The following is a 17,996-nucleotide window of genomic DNA, read 5'->3' as shown; positions in this document are numbered from 1 at the left end:
GGAGAGACCAACTATTTTTGTTTTGCATACAAATGGAGGAATGAATAGCAGAATAAAAATACGCGATACTAATTAGTACTATTAATAAAAGGGGTATCCGTATGAAATTTCTAGTCATTGGCGCTATTACCATGGGTGCGATTGTTTTCTCCTTATTACCAATTTTATCTGCCCATTATTTCGAACCCACAATAAAAGACTCTATAAGATTTAATGTATATTTTCTTCCTCTTAGTTTTATAGGAAATATTGTTCTGTCTTGGGGTTTTATCCAAGGCAGTAAAACATTTGGAAATACGGTCATGCTAGGTGGACTTCAAACAGGTATATATGCCGTTATGGTTACCATTTTATCTATTTTTGTATTACAACAAAAAATTTCAGTCTATTCCATTTTAGGTATTATTCTAATTGGCATCGGTACGGTCTTTTTAAATAAATAAAAAGCTTGATAATTCAAGCTTTTTATTTAAGTGCCTATTTAACTACCCTCAAGCCTTTTCCTTCATGAATCTCTTGAATTCCTTCCTGACAAACTCCATAGGAACGCCAAGAACATGTTTCACAGATTACTTGAATATCGGAGGGGACGACAAACTTTTTGATACGAGATTCAATATCCTCCCAATTCAAAATTTGTCCGATAGTAAGCCCCATTTTTTCTAAAATAACAGCATCTCTATCAAAAATATTCATGTCTTGGCAGTGGTAGGTACCTGTGTTAGGGTATTTTTTACACAACTGATCAGGTCCGTTTACAAGCTGAATTAATGTCTTGGGATTTTCTCTCAAGGTCTGATGCAAACGTGTCATATTTTTAACGTATTCTTCGGAATAGCCCATTCCCCGATAACCCAAGAGGCAAAAAAGATGGTGCCCTCGCAGCTTATACATAATTCTCCCCCCTAGTTTACATGTACGAATTAAAGTTAACTAATATGCGTTTCGAGTTAACATTTTTTCTATATCATAACATATCAGTTGGAAAGTTAATTAAATTTCTTTAATAGAAAAGGAAGAGATTGAACACATGTGGGATTTAATTGAGAAGGGGATTGCTGCGGTGATAGAATTATTTTAGTATAAGAGTTTTTAGCGGATGCCTTCTGCGATAGTTTCACTTGGTTCAAGTAACTACCTCGTTTGGCTATCCGCCTTTTCTATTTATTAACGGTTTTCAATATATTTTACGACATCTCCGACCGTTTGAAGCGTCGCTGCAACTTTGTCACTTATTTCGATTGCGAATTCATCTTCAATTTCCATCGTCAGGTTCACCATATCTAGCGAATCAGCTTGGAAGTCGTCTTTGAATGTTGCTTCCGGGCTAATATTTTCCATTTTGACACCGAGTTGGTCTGCAATAATAGGTTTTAACTTTTCATAGGTTGTCATCGGCCATCCTCCTAATAATTCATATCACCTATTATATCAACCTATATCAGAACATAAAACATTAAGTAAGTACTATTTTTTATTAATTTTCATCGTTCCAATCTTTTAGTTGTATTTGTTTATAATGGAATAGACTTAACTAGGAGGTGTGCAAATTGAATAATATATTTTTGCCATTGAGTTTATGGAGATGCACCAATTACTTTTTTCCATAATAGGTGAGTTTATCTGGATTAAGGGTAATATACATTTCGTAAATACTATCATTGCCTATATAAAAACTAATGATACTGTGAAGGGTACCATTCACATAATTGACGATTGCTGGCTGACCATTAACATTTTTGATTTCAAAATAAAAACCTTTTGGCGCTTTTTTTACGATACCGTACAATAATGCCAACACATTGGACCCAGAAATTACCGGGCGAACTGCTGCCTTAACCTTGCCGCCGCCATCAGAGTATAGTGTAACATGCTCTGAAAGCAGCTCTAATAGTGCAGCTGTATTTTGTGTCTGAAACGCTTCTATAAAGCGATGAATGATAGATTTATTCTTTTCGTAGTTTAGGCTTTCATTTTCCACTTGTGCAATCTTTTGCTTTGCCCGGCTGAAGATTTTTCTACAGTTTTCTTCTTTCTTTTCTATTATATTTGCAATCTCTAAATAGGAGAAATCCAATACCTCTCTTAAAAGCAGGACGGCTCGTTCATCAGGTGACAGATGTTCCATCATCCGTAAATAAGCAATACTCAAACCTTCATTCTGAAGAACATATTCTGATGGATTAAACTCATCTGATGTCTCTAACACTAATGGTTCAGGGTTCCATGGTCCCACATACTGTTCTCTTTTATACCTTGCTGATTTTATTACATCAAGACATCGGTTTGTCATCATTTTGCAGAGATATGCTTTCTTATTTTCCATCACTTGCTCATCCATTTGATACGCTTTTAAAAAGACTTCATGAATAATGTCTTCTGCTTCCACTATGGAGCCTAACATTCGGTAACCAATTGAAAATAGTAGGGGTTTATATTGGAGATAATCTTCGTTACTTATTTGCACTTTTTTCACCTCATTGCTTCTTGAATGATTGCTTCAGCTGCTTGTTTGCCGCTGCTGATTGCTCCTTCTGACAAAATGTAATCAGGGGAAACCCAATCTCCTGCTATATATAATCCTGGAATTCCTGTTTTAGAACGATGGAGTGTTTGCTCGTCACCTAATTTTGGCAAGCGTTGGTTAACCGTTATTTGCGGGATAAACCGACTCGTAATCACATAGTTTTGCCAGCCAGGCTGCAATCTTTCTAAAAATTGTTCCAGTTCTATTTTTATACTATTTCCATCTATCTCATCTTCAGGGTGGTAGTATCTAAATACATGCAGTATGGTGCTCTTATTATCTTGAGAAAGTCTTGCTGCATTTGAATGGACGGAATAATAGAGGGGATCTGTTAGACCTAGCGCGAACAAAACCTGTGGGTTAGGAAGCTTTGTTAAAGCGACATCTAATGTCGCACCCTTGACAGCGGTAAAACCATTTTGCGATATAGAGCTCATTTTAGGCAGCATTTTGTAAAGTTCGTCAGGACCCGTTGTATTGAGCACATACTTCCCGAGAATTTCCTCACCATTCGATAGCAGTACTTTAAAATAATCATCAACCTTGATTATTTGTTTTACCGTCGTTTGTGGCTGAACTTGAACACCAGTCATGACTGCTTTATTGTGAAGTTGGTCAATCATTGTCTGCCATCCGTTGTCTAAATAAAGAACCCCACCTGCGACAAGCTGTAAGTGAGACAACATTACTTTAGCACTCACCACTTCTGGGGCATGACAGTAGGTTGAGAGACGCCCAAGCAAAAAAAGCAAGGACTGAACTTTTTTAGAATGTGTTGTTTGCTTTACCCATTGTTCGAATGTATGCTGAACTAACTTTTCCTTATTAATTGTCATCACCTTCATTAAAACCTTAACCCATTCAATCCGTTCCTTACAGTTTAATAGACTTGTTGTTAAAAGTCCTAAGGGAGAGAAGGGGGCAGCATATTCAATATTGTTTTCTAATAGTGTGCCAGCTACTTTTGGTGATTTCCCACTTAAGTTCACACCTAATTCTTCAAGAATCGGTTTGGCTACTCCTTTTTTATAAAGAGCATGGGGACCGAGATTGAAATACTGTTGTTTCATCTCATCCGTTCGAGCCCTCCCGCCAACCTTATTTCCCCTTTCTAACAGTAAAATAGAGAAACCAGTTTTAGCTAAATAATTTGCCGCCACAAAACCTGAAAGCCCACCGCCAATTATCACAATATCCCATTTTTTAGTCATATAAAAACCTCCATCTGTTCATTCATCACTCATAACGAGTAGGGAAGTAACTTTGTGACAGAATTTTTTTAAATCGTTTGCAAAAAGAATGAAAGGAAGCTTTCAGTGGAGTATGATTAATACTATTAGGAAGTGATAAGAAAAAAGGTGGTTTATACATTGAAACTTCAATGGAATCTGTTTATTGCGTTTTTTAGATCTGGAATGTTGGGGTTTGGAGGTGGACCCTCGACGATTCCACTTGTACATAAAGAGGTCGTCGGTACCTTTAAATGGATGAATGACCAAGAATTTAGTGAGGTAATCGCTATAGGCAATACACTGCCAGGGCCAATCGCGACGAAGATGGCTGGATATATTGGATACCGTGTCGGGGGAGTTATGGGGTTAGTTACCGCTTTACTTGCCACCGTATTGCCAACGATTCTTTTGATGTTACTGTTATTAGCTTCTTTTAAACAATTTAAGGAACACCCGAGAGTTCAGGGAATGACGAAGACGATAGTCCCGATTGTAGGAGTGATGATGGGTGTGTTAACCTGGGAGTTCTTTAAGAAAACAAAGAATGACTTTGGATGGAAATGGGGTTTGCTACTGCTAATTGGGTGTTTTATCGTAATGGAAATTCTCAATGTTCATCCTGGTATTCTTATTGGATTCTTGTTAGTTGCAGCTTTCATCGTTCCAGTGAAGAGTAGGAAGGAGAGCCTATGATTTATGTACATATTTTTATTGCCTTTTTTATACCGGGAATGGTTGGATATGGCGGCGGTCCGGCTTCGATTCCATTAATTGAACATGAAGTCGTTACCCGTTATGGATGGATGACCACCAGTGAATTCAGTGAAATATTAGCCATTGGAAATGCGCTCCCAGGTCCAATCGCTACGAAAATGGCTGGTTACATTGGCTATGAAGTAGGCGGTGTACTTGGTTCCGTCGTTGGTGTATTTTCCACGGTCACACCTTCCTTGTTTCTAATGATTGTACTGATGAAGTTAATTTTTCGTTACAAAGATTCTCCAAGAGTTAAAAGATTATCAAAGATTGTTCTTCCAGCCGTAGCTGTTCTCATGGGAAGTTTAACTTTTGACTTTTTTCAAACTTCCTATTTCTCCAATGGAATATGGGCAACTGTAGTGATTGCCATTTTGAGCTTTTTGCTTTTGGAAAAATGGAAGGTCCATCCTGCATTTGTCATCATTGGTGGTCTAGCTGCAGGGGCAATTTCTTTAGGTTAAAACAAAATTCTATTGGGAAGGCGCTCATGATCGCGTTTGCTCAAACTACAAAAGATAATGAAGTGAAACAATTTCTGGAAAGAGGAAAACAAATTGCCCAAAAGCATTTAGCTTTTTTTAGTGATTATCTTAAAATAGAAAACCTACCGGCTCCTAAACTAAATTAACTTGCCTAGCATACTTAATCAAAAATAAACCGAACGCATGTTATAGAGATGTCTTTAACATACGTTCTTTTCTTTGTTATCCAAGAATAAGAAGGGGATAGTTTATATAGTAATAACTACTTTTCCTTGGGTGTGCCCTTCTTCAAAATACCTGAAAGCCTCGGGCACTTCATTCAATGTATACGTTCGATCAATAACAGGCTTTACTTTTCCTGCTTCAATGAGTTCTTTCAACACAACCAAATCATTTTGGTTAGCCCTTTGTAAAAAGCTGCCGATTTTCTGCCCAGATGTTTTTGAAATCCAAAATCCCTGGGTCATAGCTTGGAACATTTGAGCTCCGGAACCTCCTACGTGAACAAAAATTCCATTGGGAGTTAATGATTGCCGATAAGTCGATAAGGGGTGACCACCGTTAACGCCAAGAATTATGTCATATCTTTGCTTGTTTTCAGTAAACTTCTCCTTTTTATAGTCAATGACATGATCTACACCAAGTGATTGTAAAATGTCTACATTTCTCGAACTACACACGCCTGTCACTTCAGCTCCCAATGATTTAGCAATCTGTACGGCAAACGTTCCAACGCCTCCAGAGGCACCATGAATCAAGACTTTCTGTCCTGACTGAATCTTGCCCTTATCGCGGAGAGATTGTAGGGCAGTAACTCCAGCCATAGGTACCGCGGCTGCTTCCCCAAAGGACAAATTGGCCGGTTTTAAAGCTAATGCTTTTTCCGGAACACAAGAATATTCGGCAAAACCACCCCAGCCAACACCAGATAGGTCTCCGAACACTTCATCTCCTGGTTGAAATTGTGTAACATCCTTACCTACAGCTTCAACCACCCCAGCAATGTCTCCTCCGGGAATGGAGAATTTAGGTTTAAAAAGACCAAAAGCAATACGGGCTAAGAATGGCTCGCCTCTCAGAAGAACCAGGTTTCCATAATTCACCGAAGAGGCATGAACTTTTACTAGAACTTGATTATCCATTGGTAAAGGTTTTTCAACCTCAGTTAATTCAAGAACATCAGGTGGACCATATTTGGTAGATACGATCGCCTTCATAAATAACCACCTCATTTCCAAAGATTTCATATAAATCTCCTAATTAACATAATACTCTGAAAAAGGAATTAATAATACTGATATCGACATACAAAACAAATTCTTATATACAGTAATGGTATCGAAAGGATTTTGCATAAGCCACAGTTGTAAGCGTTGCCCTAAAGGGATGAATAAAATTTTTTTTGCTGCCAAAATATTTTAAAATAAAAATGTCAAGAACCCTTGATAAATAAGGGTTTTTGATGAAAGAGAAGAATAGAAGGAATCCGTTTTCATAGCTATTTATGTGACGATTTTGTGGAAAAAAGTTGATTGACTTATTTTAAATAAATTTGTTATAGTTACAAACAGACCGGTTGGTATAGTGGAGGTGTACTACGGGAATGGACACAAAATCGCTGATAATCGAAATCGCGACAACACTTTTTCAAAAAAAAGGATATATCGGTGTTGGATTAAGTGAAATTTTAAAAGCATGTAACATATCAAAAGGTTCGCTTTATCACCACTTTCCAAATGGAAAAGAAGAATTACTAATCGCTTGCCTTCAAACTTTGGAGGAAACGATTACGAAGGATATCGACCAAATTTTTAAACGATATCAGACAACAAAAGAAGCAACAAAAGGAATGATTGAAAAATTAATCGTAAACTTTGAAACAGAAGGAACGATTACTGGATACACCTTTAGCAGTATCGTAAGCGAAATGGCTTCGTTAAGTAATCCAGTTAGAAATGCATGTGCTCATTTGTATCAAAAAATACAAGGGATTTATTTAAATAAATTACTAGCAGATGGATTTTCAAAAGAAACGGCATCTTCAATCGCAGTTATGATGACAGCTACGATTGAAGGTGGAATGATGCTTTGTTTAACGCAAAAAACAAGTGAACCACTAAAAATTATTTCAGAGAGATTACCAAATTTAATTAATTAAAAAGGGGATACGTATGAGTACACAAATTCAAGTAAAAAATCCTAAAATCATGGCAGGTATCTTAATGCTAGGTGCCTTTATTGGATTATTTGGAGAAACAGCATTAAATATGGCATTAACAAATGTCATGGAGCAATATTCAATTACTGCGCCGACTGCACAGTGGTTGACTACAGGGTATCTATTAACATTAGCTATTTTAGTACCAATTTCAGCACTTTTAATGAAATGGTTTAGTACTCGCCAACTAGTTATTGGGGGACTTGTCATATCGATGGCAGGAGCGGTTCTAGCAGCAGCTTCTCCAAATTTCGCAATCTTAGAACTTGGTCGTATTGTCCAAGCAATGGGAACAGGTATTATCATGCCGGTCATGGTTAGTGTTCTTTTAGTTATTTTCCCAATTCATAAACGTGGAGTTGTCATGGGGATTATGGGTCTTGTTATTACATTAGGACCAGCCTTAGGACCAACACTTTCTGGGGTCGTTATTAGTACGTTAGGATGGAATTATATTTTCTGGATCAGCGCAGCTTTTTATGTCATCTTGACTCTTGCTGCTGTAGCTAAAATTGTCAATGTTGGAGAAATTACAAAACCCAAAATTGATGTTTTATCGATTGTTTTATCAACAGTAGGTTTTGGTGGATTAATTTACGGATTGGCTTCTATGGCAGGAGCAGGCATTTCTTCACCTGTAGTATTGGGACCTTTACTAGTAGGTATTGTTGCTCTTGTTTTATTTGGAATTCGTCAAAATTCAATGGATAAGCCTATGGTTAATTTAAGTGTCTTCAAGTTTCCTATGTTCTCAATTGGAACAGCACTGATGTTCTTAAGTATTTTAGTTATTTTATCAACTGGAATTTTATTGCCCATGTATCTAAAAGGATCTTTATTATTTAGTGCTGCGGTAGCCGGTTTATTATTACTTCCAGGTAATGCCGTTAACGTAATCATGTCACCAATTGTCGGAGCACTATTTGATAAAATTGGACCAAAAAAATTAGCAGTTACTGGATCAATCATTGTATTGATTGGTAATATCATTTTTGCTGCAACTATTTCAGCAACAACTCCTGCTTGGCTTATCATCGTACCATTTATGATTTTATTCTTTGGGCTAACCATGGTAACCATCCCAGCACAAACAAATGGACTCAATGCATTGCCACGTGAGTTATATGGAGATGGATCAGCAGCTATGAATACATTGAACCAAGTAGCGGGTGCAGCAGGGACAGCAATCGCCATTACGTTGCTTACAGCTGGTCAAACTAGTTTCGCAGCAGGGACACCGGATGCCTCACAGGGTGAAGTATTGGCTGCTGGCGTTAAATATACCTTCTACTTTGTATCTGGAATTTCAGTAGTTGCATTAATCTGTTCTTTCTTTATGAAAAAACCAAGCGAAGCTAAGGCAAAATCTACTGCTGCTGCAACTACAGCACCTGTACGGGAATAGTAGAATATCCACTGAATCTATAATTATATATATCTTTTAGAAGGATAGAACAGCTTTTAAGCGTTCAGAAGGAGATCATTGCAAATGGCAAATCATTATAAAAGTATTCTTGTAGCAGTAGACGGCTCAAAAGAAGCCGAATATGCTTTTCGCAAATCAATCGATGTAGCAAAACGTAACGATGGTTCACTATTAAACATCGTAAACGTAATCGACACTCGTGCATTCGTAGCTTATGGTCGTTCATTTGTCGAGCGTGCACAGCAGTTATCTGAAGAGCTCGTAAATGACTACAAGGCGCAAGCTGAAGCTGAAGGCCTAACGAATGTTAATGTAGTGATCGAGTACGGTTCTGCCAAAACAATGATCACAAAAGAGATTGCTCATTCAGCACAAGCTGACTTAATTATCTGTGGTGGTACAGGCCTAAATGCGGTTGAGCGGTTTTTCATGACTGGTTCTGTTGCAGACGCAATCGTACGTTCAGCTAAATGTGATGTTCTAGTAATTCGTACAGCAGAGTGATTGGTTTAATATAATCTATTAATCTAATTTATTTGAAAAAACCTTTGTATAATTTTTACAAAGGTTTTTTCTATGATTTTTCTATGATGAAATAATTTTTTTCGATATATTATGGATAATGTCTCCCCGGCTAAGAACACCAACGACTCGGCCAGCTCCATTTACTACAGGGAGTTTTTTGTAGTGATGCCGTGATAATAAACGGATCGTATCTTCAAACTCTTCATCGGGTGATACGAAGAGGACGTTTCTTTTGGTCATAATTTCTTTAACAGGTGTATCTAATTTTTCTACTAATACATCCTCAAATTTCCCATCCTCTATTATATAAACAAGGCCGGCAACGCCCAATGGCTTAGGAGATAGGTAACGTAGTACATCTCCATCAGAGACAATTCCTACTAGATGATCTTTATCATCAACCACGGGTACGCCGCCAATTCGATTTGAATTGAGTATTTGTAACAATTCCTTAACAGTATTTAAAGGTTTTACAGTAAAAACTTTTGTAATCATGAAGTCTCTTACTTTCATTATTATCCCTCTCTTCATGTTGTAACCGCATTCATTTGTATGTACATATCTTATCACAAACTTTACTTGACCCGTAATTTAAAATTTGTCGTTTTTTCTACAAAAATGGGAGTGTTATATAAATGAAACCTGTTTTTAAAGGAAAGCAGGAATTATGATGAATATCTCGAATTAGTATATTCGTATCATAAACAAAGAGGAAGGTTTACAAATGACCAGGAAAATATCACTTATTCGATCTAAAAATTTAGCACTAGTTGATTATGCATATGCCAGCCATATACCTGCAGGAATGGATTTACTATTTTTAGCGGGAGCCTGCCCACTTACAAAAGAGGGGGATGTACCTGAGTCAAGTGATGTTGAGGTTCAGGCTAAGCTATGTTTAGAGAATTTGAAAGAGGCTTTGAAGGAATGTAGCGCTTCATTAGAAGATGTAGTCTATACAAGGGTTCTCGTTGCTACTCATAAACAGTCTGATTTGGTAACCGCGTGGGAGGCAATAAGAAAAGAGTTTGGTGATCATGATGTGCCAAGCACCTTGTCTGGTGTTACGGTATTAGGATATAGAAATCAATTGGTGGAAATCGAAGCAGTAGCTGCGATAGACTCTACAAAATAAAATGAAAGGGACTCGAATTCTGAGTTCCTTTTTTTAACAATAAAAACTATCTATTGTCTAACTTTTCACTATTATTTTGCTATTCCGCCTATTTTGTAAGCGCTTTTATGTGAAGGGGTTCACATGTATAATAACAGTATAAGGAATTCCAATAACCCTAACTGGAGGAATCAAGATGCTTACTGAACTTTTTCTTGAATTCAAAAACTGGTGGTTTGGCGAGTCAATGTATAATGAAGAAATGGAAGAATTTGAACGGATTGAATCTAAGCATACAAGAGTACATCATGATGAAGATATATATGAAATTATTCGAGTACATTAATTAATCATTTCCAAGGGGACTTCTTCTTTTAGAGGTCTTCTTTTTTTATTCATAGAGTAAGGATGGGTGGGGGAACAATCTTCCCGATAAATAATCTGTTCTTTTTTTGCCACATCTCTGTAAGTTTTTATATGCTATTCTTATATTACTAGATTTAGTAAATTGATAAATTCTTGGAGGTTTAAGAATGAGTTGTGGTTGTTCCGCACATATAAGAGATGGAAGAGACATCGTTGATCATGTTAAGAGTAAAGGGAAAGAAAACTTTGCCCCAGCAGTGGCACACGAGATTAACTGCGAATGTGGAGAAACCTTTATATTAGAAACCGTTATTATGAACTGCCCAAAATGTGAAATGACCTACGCAGTTACACCGTGCAGCTCTAGTGATATAAACAATATCAAGCTTGCCGGAATAAAATATGCTTAAAGGATTAGGTTGCTGAGGCAGCCTTTTTTTATTGATGGTGATTGCAATAAAGACATTAAAATCCTTTTCTTATTCATTACAAAAAGCTAACTTGAATATCGTTTATCAAATACAGCGGCAATCAATATCCCAGCCGTATATCGAATAAGATCCACTGTAAGGAATCCTTTTCCTAGAATCAATGCTCCAAGCAGTGTTTCGCGGATTTGATTCATCCAATCTGCCTGATAAAACTGACTAAATTCGATACCAAAACTAAACAAAAAACTGAGCAAAATGGCAAATAACAACCCCTTATGTACAAACAAGAAACGAAATCCGAAATATACCATCATAGCCCAAATGAAGTCTCCGGCATTATTCGCTATAAAGGGTATAAGCAGATGACTGAATTTTCTTGAGGCTAAACCTAATAAAATGGTGGTAAAAACAGCAATTATGTATACTCCACGCATTTTACGGCGAGTCAGGATGTTCCATTTAGAAATCATTAGAATCACTCTTCTTTAAAATAATTAATCTTCATTCCTTTCCATTATATGTGTATTTTTTGAGTATACAAGTATTAAATGATAGTATTTTACGGTAGAGAGATAAGTGGATTCGGCTTTACAGTTGAATAGTTCAACATTATAAGTTTTTTAATACTTTAAAAGAGAGCGAGATAAAAAAGAGTGAAAATAATTGGCATTGATTTATCTGGTCCGAGTAATCATAAGGATACTGTATTAGCCGTATTTGAAAAACAGGGTCATCAATTAGTCTTTGAAAAAATAATAAGTAATATTAGCGACATGGAAATATTAAAAGAAATTCAGGATCAAAGCCAAATTGATGAAGTCGTGGTCGGAATGGACGCACCTTTGTCATATGAGGATGGTGGTGGGGACAGGTTAGGCGATAAATTGTTGAGGCAGTTTATAATTTCATTAGGCATGAAATCTGGGTCCATCATGCCCCCAACCTTTAATCGTATGGTCTATTTAACTTTGAGAGGAATTAAACTTACAAGAGAAATAGAAAATCTTTCTAATCAAAATCCAATCTCCATTGTTGAAGTGCATCCAGGTGCTGTTATTGGCTCTAGACTTCCTCGAGAAGAAGTAGAGTATGTCTTGAACTACAAACAGGAACAGAATCAAGCTGTAAGAAGCTTTCTTAGAGATTGGATGATAGATCAAAACGTAACAGGACTTCCAATGTTTATAGATATAGAAAGCCATTTCATAGATGCCTGTGCAGCCGCATTAGGTGCATGGCATTGGAAGGATCCAGCGTTCCAACCCAGATGGCTGCTGCCTGCCAATCCACCGTTACATCCTTATGATTTTTGTTGTTAATTATAAAATAGTAGTTATTAGAATGTGATAATCCTTGTTTCCAATAGTATAGTAAAATTATTAAAATGGAATGTTGACAGAAAGGGGTCATTGATGGGTATTAATTTATTGTGATTGTTCCCTAGAGAGACGGATATAAAAAGTCTCAAGTGAATGCAAGCACTTGAGACTGTATTTATTAATTTATTCCCATTTGAGCCATGACAATCTTATATAACCATCACCAGTCATTCCCCAATCACTCGTAGATCCTCCTGGAAAGATAGCTATGTGCGCAGTATCAATCATACTATTATCAGATCTATAACGAATATCGTGTTTCTCCAATTTAAGTTGATCATCAAGATATATTTTTAATATCCCATCCTTATTGTTGCCCGTATTTAATTTTACCCAGTATTTGATTTTATAAGGTTTATCGTCTGTTACGTATCCAATCGTTGCTCCAAACGTATCGCCGTAATTATCAGGTTGATCTTTATGGTAGACATATGGAATCAATCTGCCATTTTCTCTCCACATAATCCGTACACTGAAACCATCCCCATCCCACGCAGGTGTTCCTCCTGTATAACCTACACCACCGCTAAGACCTGGTAATTTTCCTCCTTTGCTCCATGGAAAACCATTATCAAATCGAACCTCATATTCAAAGGTATATGTATCTTTTTTGGTAATATCGGCTTTGATAATTCCTCCTCCTTGAGAGCTGCCTACTGAATTTTTAGGGAGGTAGAACCTTAATCTTTCAACATCATCAATTTTTAACCGATCCCCACCCTGTAAAGTTCGATAGTTGCCAAAGTCAGATGTAACTTGTGAACTTCCATATACAGTCCAAGCTGGATGACCATCAAATTCTATTAGTCTACTTCCATAGACAGCTGCATTAACATTGATACCCAAAGATAGCATTAAAACAAAGATGATTGAGAATAAAAATAATGGTTTCTTAAACATTGTATCAGCTCCTTTTCGATTTTAGTTCAATGACATGTTAACGCTTTCATGCAGCTAGAAATTCATTGTAGCAAAAACCATTTTTCTTTTTCCCTCAGAATATGTAAAATGATATTGATTTTTATCTGACAATAAACGCAAATAAGCGCATTCAAAGTGAGGAGGATAGGTTTTGAAAACTTTTGCGCCTAATAAGGAATTCTGCTAGAGTAACGAAAGATACATGTAAAACCAGAGTGAAAGGATAATATTATGCAAACATTGCCACAAACACAGCCTGTAAAAAAATACATACCACTTTCGTTTTTTGTTATTTTTTTGGGTTATTTGGTTTTTGGATTTTCCGAGAATATAAAGGGACCTGCCATTCCAAAAATGCAGTTAGAGTATGGTATAGATGAGTTGCAGGTTGGCTTTCTCTTGGCTATTAATTCGATTGGGTTTTTACTAGCATGCAGCTTTACAGGGGCTTTTTCATCTAAATTCGGAATTAAGCTTACGAGTTTACTAGCCTTTGGTTCAATGGCGTTATCAGGTGTTTTTATTTATTTTTCTACTAATTTTGAACTTTTTTCAGTTTCCTATTTCATTATGTATTTAGGAAATGGAATGTTGGAAATTGTATTAGCCATTTTGGCAGCAAGAGTTTTCACAAAAAATACTGGATTTATGATGAATTTATCTCATTTCTTTTATGGACTTAGCTCGACCGCTGCTCCGCTAATGGCGGCTGGCTTAATGGGCATTTCTTTTTTCGGAAGTGGAGAGCTGGGTTGGAAGGGCATGTACTTACTTATGCTGTCTTTATGTATTGTCCCTATGATTCCAGCGTTTTTTACTCGTTTCCCTAAGGATACTTCGACCGTTGAAAATCGACTTCCAATTAAGATTTTTTTGAAGGATCGAGTAGCATGGTTCATTATCATTATTCTATCTTTTGGAGTTATAGCTGAGCTTTCGATTGCGGGCTGGCTCGTTAACTTTCTCGAAAGGTCCTATCATTGGAGTTCTGCCGCAGCCGCTTCAATGTTATCCATCTTCTTCCTTTGCTTTATGGTGGGAAGATTACTCCTAGGCTTTGTAACGGATAAGATTGGCTTTATGCTTTCGATTATTATTTTTTCTGCCCTATCAGGCGTTACTACGATTTTGGCTACTATATTCGGTCCATCTGGAGTTTGGCTTTATGCAGTTTCCGGCTTTGGGATTGCTCCCGTGTATCCAACTGTTATGGCCTTGCTTGCTAGAAGGTATCCAAATGGAATCGACGCTGCGATAACGGTTACCGTAACGGTAATGGGAATTGTAGTTGTTATTGCCAATTTATTCTTAGGTGCCCTTATTGAATTTTTTAAACAAATGTTCACCGGTATTCTTGGCGCTGAAATTGGGCTAATGAGAGGATTTCAAGCAGGGTTTATTTTCATAGGTGTATGTGCGTTGTTATGTTCTGTCTTTAGTATAGTTTTGTATCGTTATTTACAGAAACGTAATGAAATCATGTAAAAAAATATTATGAGGCGACCATGTTGGTTGTCTCATTTTGTTTTGTGCAGCGAAAAAGGGAAGGATTGTTCCCGAAATTTTGAAAGAGATGGGATTTGAGTTGATTCTTCTTTAAAAGCTCCAATTCTATTAATAGACGATTATTTTCCACTTTAAATCCCTCTAAATAGTTTTGTATAATTCAATTGTACATTATTTATAATGGTAAATTCATAGAGTGGTTCAATGGAGGATTATTGTGAAAATCAAAGTATCTGATTTAAAAAAACGTCTAAAGAATTATGAGCAAAAAGAATTAATTGGGTTAGTGGTAGAGATGTTTAAGACCAATAAAGAAGTTCAAAACCTTTTGTCTAGTAAATTTCTTGGAGACGAAGCGATTGAGGTTCTTTTTAATCAGGCTCGGAAAAAAATAGAGATTGAGTTTTTTCCGGATCGGGGACACGGGAAACTTCGATTAGCTGAAGCCAAAAAAGAGATTGCTGCTTTTAAGAAGATAACCAATGATCAAAAACGCACGGTGGATTTAATGCTTTTTTATGTAGAACAAGGTGTCGAATTTACAAGTGCATATGGTGAAATTTCAGAAGGTTTTTACTCCAGTATGGTGAAAATGTTTGATCAAGTAGCCATAGAATGTGACCGGGATGAAGACCTATACAAAATGTTTTCAAAAAGATTATATAATGTCGTTTCTAATGCACCAGAAGGCTGGGGATTCCAAGAAGCGTTATGGGATTCATACTACACGATTGAATGGGTTATTGATGAAGAAGACGAAGAAGAAGGAGAGTAGGAAAATAATTTTTCGAATAAAGTAAAATATAATTTTTTGTTTGAAGAGTGGGAGTAAGTATGGCAAAAAGTAAGAACAAATCGAATAGTTCACCAAGACGAAAACGGTATAATCGGAATGCTCGACTTCAGAATGCTAAAAAATGGGCCGAGCAGTATAATGGGAAGAATATCGCAAAAGGCTACAGTAATTGGTTTGGTGTAGATCTCCTATGTGCGGTTACCGAACTGGAAATATTAGGCTACAAATTTAAACAATCTTATAAAGAACATGTGAAACAGTCACTAGTTGCTATGCAAAAGCAGAAGGAAAGAAAAAGATACGAAAAAGAACAGGAACAAAATTATGAGGCTGAAAACTTTTATTTTATTGCTGGTTATACTTCTAATGGTGTTCCCTTTGGTATTACTACAGAGAAAATAGAAATAGAAAGTGTAGATATAGCAAGAAAATGGATAAACCATGATAAGAAGCCATTCTTTATGGATGATGAAGATTTACCGTTTTAATTTATATTCTAATTTTGAGACTTCATACCAGATAAAGCCTTTTCTAAACTTTGGACAAATGAGGTGACTATTAGGTTTAGCCTTATTTTATTTAATCCGATACATAAGATAATTGTCGGATATAAGTTAGATTCATGATGATTATGACCGAAATTCAGTGAAACCTGGACTTTGGGTAAGAATTAATTGAGGATTGTTACCGAAAACTGTAGAGAAGAGAATTAGGGTAAGAATAAGGTGATTATTGTGCCCGTAATTCAGAGATAAGAGAAATTTGGGTAAGAATGAAATTATGATTGTGCCCGAAACCAGTGGTGTTCGTGATTTTGGAGAGAATCAACAGGGAGAACAAATAAAGTGAATAATGGATGGAAAGAGGAAATCTGTTTCCTATTTACTTTCTCCTAGCCAAAAAACAGTAAAAAAGAGGCTGCTGTAAAACTATTTCGAAATGAGTATTGGCAGGTTAAGAGAGGAAGGGGTTTTTATGACAGGGAAAATTCTTTCTGAATTGCAAAAAACAAATGGTCGACTAGATAATATAGAAAATAGTCAAATGGAATTAACAAAAGGACAAAAAGAAATATCAAATCGAATTGAAAATGTGGAAAAGGGCCAAGAAAAATTAACAAAGCAGCAAAAAAAATTATCTAGCCCAATGGAAAACCTAGAAAAAAGGCAAACAGAATTAGTTTACCGTGTGGTAGATGGTCATAATGAAATATTAGAATTACTAACACACTTTAACACCTTAATGAATGAAAACTTCACAGCACTTAGGAATGATATAGGGAGTTATAGAAAGAAGCGTTAATACAGATATTGAACTTGTTGGAAAGCATTTTTCCGACCAGATGAGCTCCTAATCCGTCGATGGATTCAAGACGGATTTCAAAAAAACCTAATTCATTTGTTTTTGGCAATTTTGGCAAAGGTATTCCTCCCATCTGTTAAATGGATATTAATATAGAATATTATAAATATTCTATAAATTTCGACGCCTTATTGTAATAGTGTGTTAAAACAAATACAACAGGATATTTTATTATAAAAGAAGACACCTTCTTATTGCTGTAGTTATTGGGATTAAAGTATAAATCTAGTTCATTATTTCTGTGTTTTCTGATATATTACAGTTGTTATGTTGTTGTATAACAAAAGTTGTTAAGAAACAAATATATAGGTCACTCTAGCCCAGTTAGAACATAGAATAATAAAAGGTAATTTGTAAAAGTACTTACACAATGATCAATTCCGAACCTGTTGTAGCGTTCACGAAAGAAAAGGAAAAACAGGAGGCGATGTTTGTGAAATTTACGATACAATATATACCACTGAACAAAATTAAACCAGATGTATCCTTGAAAATTACGGAGCATGTTAAGAAACTTCAAAGATTGATGTGGGATTGTATGTTTGTTTTGGTTGTTAGAAAGAACCGGAAGGACAACAACTACACCATTATTAGCGGACAGGATCGTTATGAATCGCTGCGAAAACATACTAAAACTCTCTATGCCCCATGTATCGTCGATAAAAGCACTCCTACCGGAAAAATACCTTTATTCCATCGTCTTCGAAAAAAACAGCCCCTTGATGATTTTCCATTAATGCCGAAAAGCTGGTCTATCATGCGTTCCTTCTTGAAACAAGAGCCTCGATTTAAAAACTTAACCCGATTACAACAAATCAGAATCCTTCTTTTAGCAGCTCAGTATAAAAAAACAGTCATTTATACCATGAGAAAAACCGTGGATGATATAGTAAGAGTTCATGACTAATTCCACATAAAAAAAGTCCAAGAAATAGGATTTCTTGGACTATTC

24 protein-coding genes and 1 pseudogene are annotated in these 17,996 nt (G+C 36.3%); 16 read left to right on the top strand and 9 right to left on the bottom strand.

Annotation, left to right across the window (positions count from 1 at the left end):
* Positions 1-101 precede the first annotated feature (101 nt).
* On the top strand, positions 102-443 hold the full coding sequence (locus J2Y03_RS21365) for a hypothetical protein (RefSeq protein WP_310197995.1): 342 nt from the start codon (positions 102-104) through the stop codon (positions 441-443).
* 34 nt (positions 444-477) lie between these two features.
* Here the strand turns inward: J2Y03_RS21365 and J2Y03_RS21360 are convergent, their stop codons facing one another.
* The 4 genes from J2Y03_RS21360 to J2Y03_RS21345 all read right to left on the bottom strand — a co-directional run bounded on the left by J2Y03_RS21360 (position 478) and on the right by J2Y03_RS21345 (position 3,738).
* On the bottom strand, positions 478-894 hold the full coding sequence (locus J2Y03_RS21360) for a DUF1284 domain-containing protein (RefSeq protein WP_310197993.1): 417 nt from the start codon (positions 892-894) through the stop codon (positions 478-480).
* Between the two features lie 273 nt (positions 895-1,167).
* Positions 1,168-1,395 carry an acyl carrier protein gene (gene acpP / locus J2Y03_RS21355; protein ID WP_310197991.1) on the bottom strand — a complete coding sequence of 76 codons (228 nt, stop codon included), beginning with the start codon at positions 1,393-1,395 and terminating at the stop codon, positions 1,168-1,170.
* A 199-nt stretch (positions 1,396-1,594) separates the two neighbouring features.
* Complete coding sequence (locus tag J2Y03_RS21350; protein ID WP_310197989.1) at positions 1,595-2,476, bottom strand: RNA polymerase sigma-70 factor; 882 nt, start codon at positions 2,474-2,476, stop codon at positions 1,595-1,597.
* Positions 2,473-3,738, bottom strand: coding sequence for a phytoene desaturase family protein (locus J2Y03_RS21345; RefSeq protein WP_310197986.1), 1,266 nt, complete (start codon positions 3,736-3,738; stop codon positions 2,473-2,475). Before J2Y03_RS21345 ends, J2Y03_RS21350 begins: the two co-directional genes overlap by 4 nt.
* Before the next feature lie 159 nt (positions 3,739-3,897).
* Between J2Y03_RS21345 and J2Y03_RS21340 the strand changes: the two genes are divergently transcribed.
* From J2Y03_RS21340 to J2Y03_RS28975, 3 genes are read left to right on the top strand one after another with little or no spacing between them, the layout of a single operon-like run.
* Positions 3,898-4,452 (top strand): chromate transporter, encoded by a 555-nt coding sequence (locus tag J2Y03_RS21340; protein WP_310197983.1) that lies wholly within the window; start codon positions 3,898-3,900, stop codon positions 4,450-4,452.
* Complete coding sequence (locus J2Y03_RS21335; RefSeq protein ID WP_310197980.1) at positions 4,449-4,979, top strand: chromate transporter; 531 nt, start codon at positions 4,449-4,451, stop codon at positions 4,977-4,979. The genes J2Y03_RS21340 and J2Y03_RS21335 overlap by 4 nt, the downstream gene beginning before the upstream one ends.
* Complete coding sequence (locus tag J2Y03_RS28975) at positions 4,865-5,146, top strand: DUF3231 family protein (RefSeq protein ID WP_396954240.1); 282 nt, start codon at positions 4,865-4,867, stop codon at positions 5,144-5,146. Before J2Y03_RS21335 ends, J2Y03_RS28975 begins: the two co-directional genes overlap by 115 nt.
* Positions 5,147-5,248: 102 nt before the next feature.
* Here the strand turns inward: J2Y03_RS28975 and J2Y03_RS21330 are convergent, their stop codons facing one another.
* Positions 5,249-6,217, bottom strand: coding sequence for an NAD(P)-dependent alcohol dehydrogenase (locus J2Y03_RS21330; RefSeq protein ID WP_310197977.1), 969 nt, complete (start codon positions 6,215-6,217; stop codon positions 5,249-5,251).
* Between the two features lie 386 nt (positions 6,218-6,603).
* Here J2Y03_RS21330 and J2Y03_RS21325 point away from each other — a divergent pair, with 386 nt between their 5' ends.
* The 3 genes from J2Y03_RS21325 (at position 6,604) to J2Y03_RS21315 (ending at position 9,148) form a co-directional block, all read left to right on the top strand.
* Complete coding sequence (locus J2Y03_RS21325; protein ID WP_310197974.1) at positions 6,604-7,158, top strand: TetR/AcrR family transcriptional regulator; 555 nt, start codon at positions 6,604-6,606, stop codon at positions 7,156-7,158.
* A 13-nt stretch (positions 7,159-7,171) separates the two neighbouring features.
* Positions 7,172-8,623, top strand: a complete 1,452-nt coding sequence (locus J2Y03_RS21320; RefSeq protein WP_310197971.1) for a DHA2 family efflux MFS transporter permease subunit — start codon at positions 7,172-7,174, stop codon at positions 8,621-8,623.
* Positions 8,624-8,707: 84 nt separating this feature from the next.
* Positions 8,708-9,148, top strand: coding sequence for a universal stress protein (locus tag J2Y03_RS21315; RefSeq protein ID WP_310197968.1), 441 nt, complete (start codon positions 8,708-8,710; stop codon positions 9,146-9,148).
* A gap of 81 nt (positions 9,149-9,229) precedes the next feature.
* Here J2Y03_RS21315 and J2Y03_RS21310 read toward each other — a convergent pair whose 3' ends face one another.
* Positions 9,230-9,682, bottom strand: a complete 453-nt coding sequence (locus J2Y03_RS21310) for a CBS domain-containing protein (RefSeq protein ID WP_310197966.1) — start codon at positions 9,680-9,682, stop codon at positions 9,230-9,232.
* A gap of 211 nt (positions 9,683-9,893) precedes the next feature.
* On the opposite strand from J2Y03_RS21310, the gene J2Y03_RS21305 reads away from it, so the two are divergent.
* From J2Y03_RS21305 to J2Y03_RS21295, 3 genes are all read left to right on the top strand, one after another.
* Positions 9,894-10,304 (top strand): RidA family protein, encoded by a 411-nt coding sequence (locus J2Y03_RS21305; RefSeq protein WP_310197963.1) that lies wholly within the window; start codon positions 9,894-9,896, stop codon positions 10,302-10,304.
* Positions 10,305-10,479: 175 nt separating this feature from the next.
* A complete protein-coding gene (locus tag J2Y03_RS21300; RefSeq protein WP_165903145.1) occupies positions 10,480-10,629 on the top strand; it encodes a hypothetical protein in 150 nt (49 codons plus the stop codon).
* A gap of 187 nt (positions 10,630-10,816) precedes the next feature.
* Complete coding sequence (locus tag J2Y03_RS21295; protein WP_310197959.1) at positions 10,817-11,059, top strand: hypothetical protein; 243 nt, start codon at positions 10,817-10,819, stop codon at positions 11,057-11,059.
* Between the two features lie 86 nt (positions 11,060-11,145).
* On the opposite strand, the gene J2Y03_RS21290 is transcribed toward J2Y03_RS21295, so the two are convergent.
* The gene (locus J2Y03_RS21290) at positions 11,146-11,550 is read right to left on the bottom strand and encodes a ribosomal maturation YjgA family protein (protein ID WP_310197956.1); all 405 of its coding nucleotides are present in this window, start codon (positions 11,548-11,550) and stop codon (positions 11,146-11,148) included.
* Positions 11,551-11,733: 183 nt separating this feature from the next.
* Here J2Y03_RS21290 and J2Y03_RS21285 point away from each other — a divergent pair, with 183 nt between their 5' ends.
* A complete protein-coding gene (locus J2Y03_RS21285) occupies positions 11,734-12,399 on the top strand; it encodes a DUF429 domain-containing protein (RefSeq protein ID WP_310197953.1) in 666 nt (221 codons plus the stop codon).
* Between the two features lie 183 nt (positions 12,400-12,582).
* Here J2Y03_RS21285 and J2Y03_RS21280 read toward each other — a convergent pair whose 3' ends face one another.
* On the bottom strand, positions 12,583-13,359 hold the full coding sequence (locus tag J2Y03_RS21280) for a polysaccharide lyase (protein ID WP_310197950.1): 777 nt from the start codon (positions 13,357-13,359) through the stop codon (positions 12,583-12,585).
* A gap of 252 nt (positions 13,360-13,611) precedes the next feature.
* On the opposite strand from J2Y03_RS21280, the gene J2Y03_RS21275 reads away from it, so the two are divergent.
* From J2Y03_RS21275 to J2Y03_RS21260, 4 genes are all read left to right on the top strand, one after another.
* Positions 13,612-14,865 carry an MFS transporter gene (locus tag J2Y03_RS21275; RefSeq protein ID WP_310197947.1) on the top strand — a complete coding sequence of 418 codons (1,254 nt, stop codon included), beginning with the start codon at positions 13,612-13,614 and terminating at the stop codon, positions 14,863-14,865.
* Between the two features lie 238 nt (positions 14,866-15,103).
* Positions 15,104-15,661, top strand: a complete 558-nt coding sequence (locus J2Y03_RS21270) for a DUF6155 family protein (RefSeq protein ID WP_310197945.1) — start codon at positions 15,104-15,106, stop codon at positions 15,659-15,661.
* A gap of 59 nt (positions 15,662-15,720) precedes the next feature.
* Positions 15,721-16,170, top strand: a complete 450-nt coding sequence (locus tag J2Y03_RS21265; protein WP_310197943.1) for a hypothetical protein — start codon at positions 15,721-15,723, stop codon at positions 16,168-16,170.
* Between the two features lie 487 nt (positions 16,171-16,657).
* Positions 16,658-16,984 (top strand): hypothetical protein, encoded by a 327-nt coding sequence (locus J2Y03_RS21260; RefSeq protein WP_310197940.1) that lies wholly within the window; start codon positions 16,658-16,660, stop codon positions 16,982-16,984.
* Positions 16,985-17,003: 19 nt separating this feature from the next.
* On the opposite strand, the pseudogene J2Y03_RS21255 reads toward J2Y03_RS21260, so the two are convergent.
* Positions 17,004-17,102: pseudogene (locus J2Y03_RS21255) on the bottom strand (2-oxoacid:acceptor oxidoreductase family protein); the annotation flags it as partial.
* A gap of 312 nt (positions 17,103-17,414) precedes the next feature.
* Between J2Y03_RS21255 and J2Y03_RS21250 the strand changes: the two are divergent.
* Positions 17,415-17,951, top strand: a complete 537-nt coding sequence (locus J2Y03_RS21250; RefSeq protein WP_310197937.1) for a hypothetical protein — start codon at positions 17,415-17,417, stop codon at positions 17,949-17,951.
* Positions 17,952-17,996: the final 45 nt, after the last annotated feature.

The sequence above is a fragment of the Neobacillus niacini genome, from assembly GCF_031457145.1.
Lineage (GTDB): Bacteria > Bacillota > Bacilli > Bacillales > Cytobacillaceae > Neobacillus > Neobacillus niacini_J.
Note: the sequence above shows the minus strand (reverse complement) of the source record. Positions and strands in the feature narration are given on the sequence as shown.

Coding starts and splice junctions, on each gene's coding strand:
- J2Y03_RS21365 (WP_310197995.1), top strand. CDS start 102: ATGAAATTTCTAGTCATTGGCGCTATTACCATGGGTGCGATTGTTTTC.
- J2Y03_RS21360 (WP_310197993.1), bottom strand. CDS start 894: ATGTATAAGCTGCGAGGGCACCATCTTTTTTGCCTCTTGGGTTATCGG.
- acpP (WP_310197991.1), bottom strand. CDS start 1,395: ATGACAACCTATGAAAAGTTAAAACCTATTATTGCAGACCAACTCGGT.
- J2Y03_RS21345 (WP_310197986.1), bottom strand. CDS start 3,738: ATGACTAAAAAATGGGATATTGTGATAATTGGCGGTGGGCTTTCAGGT.
- J2Y03_RS21335 (WP_310197980.1), top strand. CDS start 4,449: ATGATTTATGTACATATTTTTATTGCCTTTTTTATACCGGGAATGGTT.
- J2Y03_RS28975 (WP_396954240.1), top strand. CDS start 4,865: ATGGGCAACTGTAGTGATTGCCATTTTGAGCTTTTTGCTTTTGGAAAA.
- J2Y03_RS21330 (WP_310197977.1), bottom strand. CDS start 6,217: ATGAAGGCGATCGTATCTACCAAATATGGTCCACCTGATGTTCTTGAA.
- J2Y03_RS21325 (WP_310197974.1), top strand. CDS start 6,604: ATGGACACAAAATCGCTGATAATCGAAATCGCGACAACACTTTTTCAA.
- J2Y03_RS21320 (WP_310197971.1), top strand. CDS start 7,172: ATGAGTACACAAATTCAAGTAAAAAATCCTAAAATCATGGCAGGTATC.
- J2Y03_RS21315 (WP_310197968.1), top strand. CDS start 8,708: ATGGCAAATCATTATAAAAGTATTCTTGTAGCAGTAGACGGCTCAAAA.
- J2Y03_RS21310 (WP_310197966.1), bottom strand. CDS start 9,682: ATGAAAGTAAGAGACTTCATGATTACAAAAGTTTTTACTGTAAAACCT.
- J2Y03_RS21305 (WP_310197963.1), top strand. CDS start 9,894: ATGACCAGGAAAATATCACTTATTCGATCTAAAAATTTAGCACTAGTT.
- J2Y03_RS21300 (WP_165903145.1), top strand. CDS start 10,480: ATGCTTACTGAACTTTTTCTTGAATTCAAAAACTGGTGGTTTGGCGAG.
- J2Y03_RS21295 (WP_310197959.1), top strand. CDS start 10,817: ATGAGTTGTGGTTGTTCCGCACATATAAGAGATGGAAGAGACATCGTT.
- J2Y03_RS21290 (WP_310197956.1), bottom strand. CDS start 11,550: ATGATTTCTAAATGGAACATCCTGACTCGCCGTAAAATGCGTGGAGTA.
- J2Y03_RS21280 (WP_310197950.1), bottom strand. CDS start 13,359: ATGTTTAAGAAACCATTATTTTTATTCTCAATCATCTTTGTTTTAATG.
- J2Y03_RS21275 (WP_310197947.1), top strand. CDS start 13,612: ATGCAAACATTGCCACAAACACAGCCTGTAAAAAAATACATACCACTT.
- J2Y03_RS21265 (WP_310197943.1), top strand. CDS start 15,721: ATGGCAAAAAGTAAGAACAAATCGAATAGTTCACCAAGACGAAAACGG.
- J2Y03_RS21260 (WP_310197940.1), top strand. CDS start 16,658: ATGACAGGGAAAATTCTTTCTGAATTGCAAAAAACAAATGGTCGACTA.
- J2Y03_RS21250 (WP_310197937.1), top strand. CDS start 17,415: ATGATCAATTCCGAACCTGTTGTAGCGTTCACGAAAGAAAAGGAAAAA.